The sequence below is a fragment of the Nostoc sp. FACHB-892 genome, assembly GCF_014698795.1.
GTDB lineage: Bacteria > Cyanobacteriota > Cyanobacteriia > Cyanobacteriales > Nostocaceae > Nostoc.
In genome coordinates this window covers 1-8,691 of record NZ_JACJTR010000101.1, presented here as the reverse complement: position 1 = coordinate 8,691, position 8,691 = coordinate 1, and the positions used below count along the sequence as shown (strand labels likewise).

16 protein-coding genes are annotated in these 8,691 nt (G+C 48.3%); all 16 read right to left on the bottom strand.

Features of this window, described 5'->3' with window-relative positions; all coding sequences use genetic code 11:
* The coding region (locus tag H6G96_RS39320; protein WP_190919917.1) for a lycopene cyclase family protein at positions 1 to 278 on the bottom strand (278 nt) is incomplete at its 3' end.
* 73 nt (positions 279 to 351) lie between these two features.
* Positions 352 to 1,098 (bottom strand): alpha/beta hydrolase, encoded by a 747-nt coding sequence (locus tag H6G96_RS39315; protein WP_190919916.1) that lies wholly within the window; start codon positions 1,096 to 1,098, stop codon positions 352 to 354.
* Between the two features lie 331 nt (positions 1,099 to 1,429).
* On the bottom strand, positions 1,430 to 1,798 hold the full coding sequence (locus H6G96_RS39305) for a cupin domain-containing protein (RefSeq protein ID WP_190919915.1): 369 nt from the start codon (positions 1,796 to 1,798) through the stop codon (positions 1,430 to 1,432).
* 35 nt (positions 1,799 to 1,833) lie between these two features.
* Positions 1,834 to 1,998 (bottom strand): AraC family transcriptional regulator, encoded by a 165-nt coding sequence (locus tag H6G96_RS42100; protein WP_242063635.1) that lies wholly within the window; start codon positions 1,996 to 1,998, stop codon positions 1,834 to 1,836.
* On the bottom strand, positions 1,988 to 2,122 hold the full coding sequence (locus H6G96_RS42775) for a hypothetical protein (RefSeq protein WP_277933109.1): 135 nt from the start codon (positions 2,120 to 2,122) through the stop codon (positions 1,988 to 1,990). The genes H6G96_RS42100 and H6G96_RS42775 overlap by 11 nt, the downstream gene beginning before the upstream one ends.
* A gap of 64 nt (positions 2,123 to 2,186) precedes the next feature.
* The gene (locus tag H6G96_RS39295; protein WP_190919913.1) at positions 2,187 to 2,852 is read right to left on the bottom strand and encodes a hydrolase; all 666 of its coding nucleotides are present in this window, start codon (positions 2,850 to 2,852) and stop codon (positions 2,187 to 2,189) included.
* A gap of 72 nt (positions 2,853 to 2,924) precedes the next feature.
* Entirely contained in the window at positions 2,925 to 3,011 is an 87-nt protein-coding gene (locus tag H6G96_RS42095; RefSeq protein ID WP_190919918.1) for a rubredoxin, read from the bottom strand.
* Positions 3,012 to 3,032: 21 nt separating this feature from the next.
* On the bottom strand, positions 3,033 to 3,446 hold the full coding sequence (locus tag H6G96_RS39285; protein WP_190919911.1) for a hypothetical protein: 414 nt from the start codon (positions 3,444 to 3,446) through the stop codon (positions 3,033 to 3,035).
* Complete coding sequence (locus tag H6G96_RS42770) at positions 3,439 to 4,332, bottom strand: pirin family protein (protein ID WP_190919909.1); 894 nt, start codon at positions 4,330 to 4,332, stop codon at positions 3,439 to 3,441. The genes H6G96_RS39285 and H6G96_RS42770 overlap by 8 nt, the downstream gene beginning before the upstream one ends.
* Before the next feature lie 106 nt (positions 4,333 to 4,438).
* Complete coding sequence (locus H6G96_RS39275; protein WP_277933108.1) at positions 4,439 to 4,933, bottom strand: alpha/beta hydrolase; 495 nt, start codon at positions 4,931 to 4,933, stop codon at positions 4,439 to 4,441.
* Complete coding sequence (locus H6G96_RS42765) at positions 4,887 to 5,138, bottom strand: alpha/beta fold hydrolase (protein WP_277933107.1); 252 nt, start codon at positions 5,136 to 5,138, stop codon at positions 4,887 to 4,889. The genes H6G96_RS39275 and H6G96_RS42765 overlap by 47 nt, the downstream gene beginning before the upstream one ends.
* A 203-nt stretch (positions 5,139 to 5,341) precedes the next feature.
* Positions 5,342 to 5,692: a hypothetical protein gene (locus tag H6G96_RS39270; RefSeq protein WP_190919907.1), complete on the bottom strand. Its 351-nt coding sequence runs from the start codon at positions 5,690 to 5,692 to the stop codon at positions 5,342 to 5,344.
* A 115-nt stretch (positions 5,693 to 5,807) separates the two neighbouring features.
* Entirely contained in the window at positions 5,808 to 6,278 is a 471-nt protein-coding gene (locus H6G96_RS39265) for a nuclear transport factor 2 family protein (RefSeq protein WP_190919905.1), read from the bottom strand.
* A 217-nt stretch (positions 6,279 to 6,495) separates the two neighbouring features.
* The gene (locus H6G96_RS39260; RefSeq protein ID WP_190919903.1) at positions 6,496 to 7,251 is read right to left on the bottom strand and encodes an SDR family oxidoreductase; all 756 of its coding nucleotides are present in this window, start codon (positions 7,249 to 7,251) and stop codon (positions 6,496 to 6,498) included.
* Between the two features lie 157 nt (positions 7,252 to 7,408).
* Positions 7,409 to 8,077 (bottom strand): NAD(P)H-dependent oxidoreductase, encoded by a 669-nt coding sequence (locus H6G96_RS39255; protein ID WP_190919901.1) that lies wholly within the window; start codon positions 8,075 to 8,077, stop codon positions 7,409 to 7,411.
* Positions 8,078 to 8,230: 153 nt separating this feature from the next.
* A partial coding sequence (locus H6G96_RS39250) for a nuclear transport factor 2 family protein (RefSeq protein ID WP_190919899.1) occupies positions 8,231 to 8,691 on the bottom strand: 461 nt, incomplete at its 5' end.

Sequence of the window (8,691 nt, the reverse complement as noted above, 5' to 3'; positions counted from 1 at the left end):
CCGCCCAAGACTTTACCGCGTGAAGCTAAAATTTTGCGGTTATTTAAGTAAGGTTCCCCTTCAGTTAAGTATGCCCAGTCCACTTCCGAGCCTAAGAGTGTAGTAGGCCACACTGAGGGAACTTGAAATTCTGGCTTGGTATCAGGACCACCCGCTTCGAGCAGCAATACTTTAGTATTAGGGTCTTCTGTAAGACGGTTGGCAACAACGCAGCCTGCTGAACCGGCGCCAATCACAATATAATCAAAAGCAGCACTGTGATGGTATGTAGTTGTCATGATTTCTCCTTTTCAGGTCATTGTTTGTTTAATGACGGCGACATTAGTGGGTTGGCGATCGCAAATTCTGCTGCTAGTCACGTCCTGCCACAATAATCTTTTCTGCTAAACCAACCGGGTTAGAAAACATGACCTCGTGACTACCGGGCATTTGTACAAGCCGAAATAGCCCCAAGCGGTTAGACATTCTCGGATGCCAACCCCAATTGCCTTGAGGAAGGACATTATCTTCTGTACAGTAGAGGTAGCTTTTGGGGATGGGCAGCGAGTAAAACTGCTTTAGGTCTAACTTGTCAAGCCACGGTTGATACGGTTCAGGGGATAGTTGTGCGTAACTGGATCGAGCTAGTTCGAGGTCAGCGTCGTTGATAAACGCTTCTCGCCAAATCTCAAAAGGTAGCATCACCGTATGATCGCCCGATTGTCTCGCTAGCTGATCGGATAACGCTTGAGAGTGCGGTGGGGTGTTATCGTTGAGGCTTTCACCATCATTGAGGACAAAGGCATTGAAGAAGATGAGTCGTCGAATGCGTTGCCTTTGGCCGGCGAAGCCATCGCTGATTGCTTCAGCAACTTTGGCAATAATTGTCCCACCGAAACTATGTCCGACTAGAACGATATCGTTTAAGTCTTTACTCACAATGTAATCGACGATCGATTGCGTGCATTGAGCATGGTTGACGTTTTTGTTCACGCCTTTGCCATGTCCAGCGATCGTCGGCGCAAAAGCATTATGTCCCTTTGCTTCTAGTTGATCAATGACTGCATGCCAAGCAGAACCATCATGCCAGGAGCCATGAACTAAGACAAAAGTTGACATAGAATCCCTCCTTGTAGATGTGATCTGAAAATCAAGCTCGTCTGTTCTCTCTTGAAATGGGTCAGTTCGCTGTGTATCCACCATCGATCACTAAGGATTGTCCAGTGATATAGCCGGATGCGTTTATGCCTCGTCTATAGCGCGGTTGCAGCACAATCGATGAGCTTGGCAACAGCATCTGCATGGGCAACCATCACAACATGGGACGCGCCATTCACTACAGCAATACTCATGATGGCTCCTAGAGAGTTTCAATGAACATTGACTGAAAACGATGGCTGGGTTTCCTAAGATCGTGATCAATCATCCCTAGCAGTGAGATTTGCACGAATCAGACTGGTGCATAAATCGTTTCGTCTTCTTTGCGCCAAGCTGGATCAACTAGACAAACGAAAACAATGGGTTCGTTGCCGTAGTTGTGAAGGAACTGGATTGCATTTGGAGGAATGTAAACCGCATCGCCTGTTTCAATGCGACGAACTTCACTGTCGATCGACATTTCGCCAACACCGCTAATGATGTAATAAACCTCAGAAGTCTTTAGGGAATGGGGAATCGAAGTTTCGCCAACAGGCAAGATCGCATGCGCCAAACTGTAACGCAAGTTGATGTCTTGTTTGTCAGGATGAAGCAGTTCGCGCAGAACAGTTCCATCTCCAGCGATAATTTCTTCACAGTCGTTTAGTTTTTGGATCAGCATAAATTTAGGCTTGCAATTACACAATCGGAGCAAGTTCAAAATCTGTAAATTTTGGACGAGAAATTTGCCTGTTCCACGCGCCGTTGAATCACATACTGATGGGGCGAAATCCCCATCGTTCGCTTAAACAAACTTGCAAAGTAAGTCGGGCTGACGTTAACTACACTTGCTAGTTCGGCTAAGGATAAATCACAATTCAGATGAATCGATCGCCTGCTGCAATTGGCTGTAAGTTAAGCTTCTATTCTCAGGCATGATAATTTGTACGACCTCAGAATAGTGGCGCAACAGATGAATCACTAACGCTTGAGACGGAGACAGCATTTTATCTTTTTCAAAATGCTGCCTCCTATTTTACTTGTTGCTTCCGTAGAGAAAACCTCAAGTATTAATGTCCACCTGAGTTCGCTGGAGGGGTTGTTGCAAGGAGCTGAAGTTCCCATGCAAGGGCCACTGCACTAGCACCGCCATGCTCAAGAACAATCTCTGATACATCCGCAGATGTTTCTGTGCGTGCCCAGTCACGTTGCCACTCAAAAAGTACAGCCATCCAGTTGATTGGAACTGCACCAGCCTGAACCATCCGGCGAACCGCCATGTCATGAGCTTCCGCAGTAACACCGCCCGAAGCATCGGTAACGATGAATACGTCATAACCTTCACCCAGCGCCTGGATTGCTGGCATTGCGAGACAGACCTCGGTCCAAAGCGCAGCAAGTATCAGTTGCTTGCGGCCACTTTTCTTCACTACATCTGTAACGTTTGGCTCTTCCCAGGTATTGATGGAAGTGCGGTTGATCGGTTTTTGATCAGGAAAAACATCCTGTAGTCCCTTAATGATATGACCCCCTCTTTCTTCCATGACATTGGTAAGGATTGTGGGTACGTTGAACACCTTTGCCGATTTGGCAAGACCAATAACATTGTTAATGATCATCGTAGGTTCATGGCTGTTCAAGTTGGTGAACTGATAGGGCTGGTGGTCAATTAGTACCAGGATGCTATCTTCTGGACGAAGCAGTCCTTCTAAGCCGATTTTTGGATTTTTAGACATCGCTATAAGTCTCCATTCAATGTTTACTTTTCAGACACGCCCTAGCGTGTGAGTCTGACTCAACCGGGTGAATCACACAGTTTTTTTTACATTCTTCGCGCCACAGACTGGACATAACCAATCTTCTGGTAGATCCTCAAAAGCTGTTCCCGAAGCAATTCCAGACTGTGGTTAAGCGGGTTAAATACTGTCAGAGGTCAGCAACATCATGACATCTGCATGAGCTAACACGACATCGGGGTGGCGTTGAAGCGCCGTGTTATACTTCATGGCAAACTCATCGCCCGATTCGTCGGGGCTGAGCAGTGTCCGAATGTCACTGTCAATCGCTTCAATTGCCTCTGATGTAACAGGTTCATCGGCATGACGCAACTCATCGATTTGGATAATCAATTCTGAGAGTCGATGCAACCAGGCAAACTGCTTATGACTAATCACCAGTTGTAGCAATTCACCTCTAGAAACTTGCCCTCGAACTTGCTCATAGGTAAGACGCTCAGTCTCTAGTAAAAGCTTGTGCAGATGCAGTAGTTTGATTCGTATCTCACTCAAGCGTTGATGTTGACTAGTCCAATCTTGAAATGTGTTAAGCATAAATCTGTCCCATCCTTCCTTCTTGGTAGTCGTTGATCGCCTGGATAATTTCAGCTTCAGTGTTCATTACAAACGGACCGTAGCGCACGACTGGTTCGTTAAGGGGTACACCTGCAATCAGCAGAAGATCTAAAGGACGCTGAGCATCAGCAGGGTTGGAGATCACCACATCCTCTCCATCTTGAGAAAAGAGCACCATCTGCCCATCATCACCAGGCATTGTCTCTGTCCCAAACAACCCAGCCCCCTCCAGTACATAGACAAAGGCGTTGTACTCTTTTGTTACAGGCTGGATCATCGTTGCCCCTGGTTGCAGTGTGAAGTGGAGGTAAATTATCGGCGTGCGCGTCTGAATTACGGCTTTTGCCCCTAACGCTTCTCCCGCAATCACCCGCACCGTCACAGACCCATCTTCGGTTTGAGCGACCGGAATGTGAGCCGCTGGAATTTCCTGATAGCGGGGCGGCATCATTTTGTCTCGTTGTGGCAGATTGACCCATAGTTGAATGCCGTGGAGCCGTCCACCAGTTCGGGTAAACATTGACTCCGGCATCTCGGAATGCACGACCCCGGCACCTGCTGTCATCCACTGGACATCACCCGGATTTAGTAGCCCGGCGTGCCCCGCAGAATCTTTGTGCTCTAACCGTCCATCCAAGACATAGCTGACGATTTCAAAGCCCCGGTGCGGATGATCGGGTGCACCTTTTGCCTGATCCGGTTTTAGATTAATCGGACCCAACTCGTCGAGGAGGAGAAACGGGTCAAATTCAGAGAAGCTACTTTTGGGAAAGGGCCGACGTACAAGAAATCCGGCCCCTTCGAGTGTTTCAACGCTGTTGATTACTCCGGCAACGGTTCGAGACGTTTGAGTGGGGACAGTCATAGAATTGCCTCTTCAGAACTAGACAAATATGTGTATCATTTGAGCCTGACTCAACGGGGTGAATCACAGAGTTTTTTCGCAAGCCAGAAATGCAGTAGATCGCTGATTATTCCTGCTGAAGAAAGTCCAGTAACAGGGGATTGACCTGATCGGCGTGAGTCCAGTTGATGGCGTGCGGTCCGCCAGGGATGACAACAAGTTGACTGTTTTTAATCAGCTTTAGAAGTCTTGCTGCGGTGGACTCAAGCGGCAAAATGCGATCGCTATCTCCATGAATAATCAGAGTCGGCACATCAATGCGGGGCAGATCATCGCGGAAATCAGTCAGCCAAGAGGGTACACAGTCCAAAGTCCCTTTAGCAGAAGCCCCTGCTGCTACATTCCAACTGGCTTGAATCGCTTCATTGCTGATGCGTTGGCGTAGCCTCTCGGAACGAGAATCGCCCAGCAATACATCAACATTGAAGAATTCTCTGAAAAATGCAGAGAAGTAGGCTGGACGGTCTTTAACGATCGCTTTCATGATGCCGTCGAAAACGCTTTGGTCAACGCCTTCAGGATTGTCGTCCGTTTTTAACAGAAAGGGCGGCACTGGAGCCATACTTGCCAAGATAGCGCGTGATTTCGCCTGTTCCCATCGAAAAGCCGACCAACACAGCATCCTGCAAGTCAAGTTTGGTCATTAGCGTGTTCAAATCGGCTGCAAAGGTATCGTAGTCATAGCCAAACGAGGGTTGGCTAGAAGCACCGAAGCCTCTGCGATCGTAGGTGATTACTCGATATCCTGCGTTCAGTAAAACTAACATTGTTGCCTTGGGCGATCGCCGCGTTTGCCGCCTCTAAGATGGCTTTAATTCTGCTTCGGTAGCCAGCGCGGTACGCACACCAGTATCAAGATTCATACGGTCTATAACGACCCAAGCTCAGCGACCCGGTCCGCGGTGACAGCGTGGATTGCAACCGGAGCGCGAGAGCCGGGTTCGCTGCTGCGCCTTGTTAGGCAGCAAAATCACCGCGCACCCCGGCTGACGCGACGAAACCAGGCCCCACTTGCTGCTCCTGCTAAAGCGATTGTGGAGTAAGCCGCTAAAAAAGCGACTCCAACAGGAATTAACGGACCGCCGGGCAGAAAACAAAGCATATACGTCAGTTGACCAAGAATAATACCGGCATAGTGCGACCAAACATGTTTAGGCCGAGCAAGGCCAACGATAAGGCCAACAATAAGAAGTGCTGCGGAATAATAAAAACCTTTCGCATCCCACGGTTCGACCTGCCCGGATAAAAATGGTGACAAGGCCCAGACCATTGCGCCGCCCACAAACGAGAACAAAAAATTTATCGCTAACTCTCTTTTCATTCTTCACCCTCGCTACCTAACGACCAAGCTCACCGGACGCAGATAACCTTGAAAACTCAACCGACCAAATTGTAGCGTTCCGGTGCAACGCATGGTTAGGCGTCGTAGGCTGCTATTACACCTCGAACTCCGGCTGGTTCGGAGCGATTTTGATGGTCCAAGTCCCCTTCTGGCTGAACGTGCGAGCGGTCGCGAAAGTATCCTCCATGAACTGAAAGTACACGATCTTCCCGTTGCGTACCTTTGCGTGGATCGAGAACGGTGAGGTCACCGCCTTGTTCAGCGAGACCGAGCGGTACGTGAACCTGCCGAACACAGCAACGTTCTCGCCTTCGCCAAAGAGGGCGGTAACGGCGAAATCCTCATGCGTCCACCATTTCGCAACCCGGGAGAACGTATCGATGAACGCTTGGGGACCTTTGGAGGTTCCCGTCCAAGGCAAGATTTGCTTCAGTTCAGGGTTGTCGAAATTCAGGGAAATGTATGTTGCGTCCTCCGCGACGAGCCGTCGGGCAGCCGCCTCGACCTTTTCGATTGCCGTATTTGCCAGAAACTCTTTGATCACTTCGGTCGGTTGGGTACTCATGGTAATGATTCCTTTCTTTAGTTTTGTGGTGGTGAGGTAGAAGACACTTTGGACATTATCATCAACTCCTAAGTTCTCTTTGTCTTAGTTCACTTGAGTGTAGACAGTTCCAACACTCAACTTTTCGCAGATTCCTATGGAGTTAGCGAACCGATTTCAGTGTTGCTTTAGTGAGTCGCTTGAAATGCTGTATTAAACATTTCGCACTGCCGATCGACTACTGCGCTACATACCCACCATCTACCATCAATGTTGTACCTGTTGTGAACGATGCCAGGTCAGATGATAAAAACAGAACTGCATTTGCAACTTCAAGCGATGTTCCAATCCGTCCGATCGGGTGAAGTCCTGCCATGTAAGCTCTAACTTCATCCTGCCCACCTGTCGCTGCTTCAAACATATCTGTTTCGATTACCGCTGGTGCAACGACATTGATGCGAATACCCGCTTTGGCATATTGAAGCGCAGCAGCTTTTGTTAAACCGATCACCGCGCTTTTACTCGCGGTGTAGAGGGGGAAGGTAGGAAATGCAACGACTCCATTCGCAGATGCCGTATTGACGATTGAACCACTTCCCTGTTTCAACATCTGAGCGATTTCATATTTCATCGACAACCAAATGCCTTTGACATTGACGTTCATCGTGCGATCGTATTCCGCTTCTGTTTGCTCAATCATTGAAGGATTTTCGCCGATCGTTCCTGCGTTGTTAGAAGCAATATCTAACCGACCAAAAACGTCAACTGCTTTATCAACCATTGCTTTAACATCGGCTATTTTTGTGACATCTGCTTGCACAAAAATCGCCTCTCCGCCAGATTCCTTGATCAATCGAACCGTTTCTTCACCTTCGTCAATTCGACGACCCACCACCACCACCTTTGCTTGTTGTTGAGCATAAGCGATCGCAGTAGCTCTACCAATGCCCGATGTTCCTCCCGTCACTAAAGCAACCTTGTCTTTAAGCGTCATGATAGTTACCTCTTGTTGTGAATGGCTGTGTCACTTTGTCAAAAACTCAATGAGCAATACGTGTAGGAGCCAGCAATAAGAAGCGCCTCCTACAACCAGGATGAGTACGATCCTGGCTGCGTGCCCCACAAATCCAGTCCCGCCAGTTCCATGCCGATCAATACTGACCTACGGCGATCGGTAACTCACGTTCAATGGTTCGCAATCGTTGCGAAAAATCATTCAAGATACGTTGACGAACTGCATCTGTTTGGCGAACGGGGGCATAAACAATCTGCGGAGCAAGAACGTCAAAACCAACGAATTGCAGCATCCCTCGCTGAATTGGGCGCAGAATAGCATGGATATCACCGTTAAAACCGCCTGCAAGATAGTCCTCTTCTGTGCTACCTGTGGTCAATGAGAGCATTGCTTGCTTACCTCGAAATCTGCCCGTTTCATAAATATGTTCATTACCGTAAACACGCCCCATAACAAAAACGCGATCGACCCACCCCTTCAAAATTGCAGGGACACTGAACCACCACAAAGGGAATTGCCAAATCATCAGATCGCACCATTCCAGTTTTTGGATCTCAGCTTCAATTTCTGGAATGAATCCTCCAACTTCAATTGCATACATCTCTTCAAGTTGCTGCTTAAAGTAGTCAGGATCTTTGACAGACGTAAAGTTGCGGCGATCGGATGCAGGGTCAAATCTCATGGTGTGGAGATCTGAATATTGAACATCATGCCCAGAGTCTTTGAACGTGTCAATTGCTGTCTGAAACATTGCTCCGTTAAAGCTTTTCGACTCTGGGTGTGCAAGAACAATCAAAACTTTCATGTGAGTTATTTCGTTTTCTAAGTTTCTAAACTTTTGCTAGGGCTGGATAATCCAGATAGCCTTTTTCACCACGGGTATAGAACGTGGCTGGGTCAGGCGAGTTGCGATCCTGGTTGCAAAATGGCGGGTTTAGGCATTGATATTTGCTGGCTCCTACACTGAGTCGCGATCGATTAGTGTGTTTGAAGATAAGTTGGGATCGATCACCTTACGCGCACTGTCAACGCCCACGACGGGAAGTGTACCCGGATCGAGCAAGCCGAGTTGAATCAATACACTCGCCTGATCCCAGTAGAGGTGTTCATGGGCTAACTTGCCGTCACGAAACCGAATAATCGCAACTACTGGCACTTCCACCCGTTTTCCGGTGGGAGCAACGCCGGGTAGCATCCATTCCATCCAAACAGTATGAGTGAACTTAGCCACCATTTCATCCACGAGTTGATCTGCCCCAATCGTGCGCGAAATCGGAACTAGCTCGAGGTCTGGCGGCATCTGTGGAATCAAGTATTTGGAATAAAACTCGCGCACTGCTGGTTTCCCGACTCCCCCAGTCATTACCGGGATGTGGTTAACGTAAGCATCTTCAACCATCGTAGCGACGGCATCTTCAG

Bases quoted from the DNA above. Each gene is read 5' to 3' on its own strand.
- H6G96_RS39315 (WP_190919916.1), bottom strand. From the start codon at position 1,098: ATGTCAACTTTTGTCTTAGTTCATGGCTCCTGGCATGATGGTTCTGCT.
- H6G96_RS39305 (WP_190919915.1), bottom strand. From the start codon at position 1,798: ATGCTGATCCAAAAACTAAACGACTGTGAAGAAATTATCGCTGGAGAT.
- H6G96_RS42775 (WP_277933109.1), bottom strand. From the start codon at position 2,122: ATGCTGTCTCCGTCTCAAGCGTTAGTGATTCATCTGTTGCGCCACTAT.
- H6G96_RS39295 (WP_190919913.1), bottom strand. From the start codon at position 2,852: ATGTCTAAAAATCCAAAAATCGGCTTAGAAGGACTGCTTCGTCCAGAA.
- H6G96_RS39285 (WP_190919911.1), bottom strand. From the start codon at position 3,446: ATGCTTAACACATTTCAAGATTGGACTAGTCAACATCAACGCTTGAGT.
- H6G96_RS42770 (WP_190919909.1), bottom strand. From the start codon at position 4,332: ATGACTGTCCCCACTCAAACGTCTCGAACCGTTGCCGGAGTAATCAAC.
- H6G96_RS39275 (WP_277933108.1), bottom strand. From the start codon at position 4,933: ATGGCTCCAGTGCCGCCCTTTCTGTTAAAAACGGACGACAATCCTGAA.
- H6G96_RS42765 (WP_277933107.1), bottom strand. From the start codon at position 5,138: ATGTTAGTTTTACTGAACGCAGGATATCGAGTAATCACCTACGATCGC.
- H6G96_RS39270 (WP_190919907.1), bottom strand. From the start codon at position 5,692: ATGAAAAGAGAGTTAGCGATAAATTTTTTGTTCTCGTTTGTGGGCGGC.
- H6G96_RS39265 (WP_190919905.1), bottom strand. From the start codon at position 6,278: ATGAGTACCCAACCGACCGAAGTGATCAAAGAGTTTCTGGCAAATACG.
- H6G96_RS39260 (WP_190919903.1), bottom strand. From the start codon at position 7,251: ATGACGCTTAAAGACAAGGTTGCTTTAGTGACGGGAGGAACATCGGGC.
- H6G96_RS39255 (WP_190919901.1), bottom strand. From the start codon at position 8,077: ATGAAAGTTTTGATTGTTCTTGCACACCCAGAGTCGAAAAGCTTTAAC.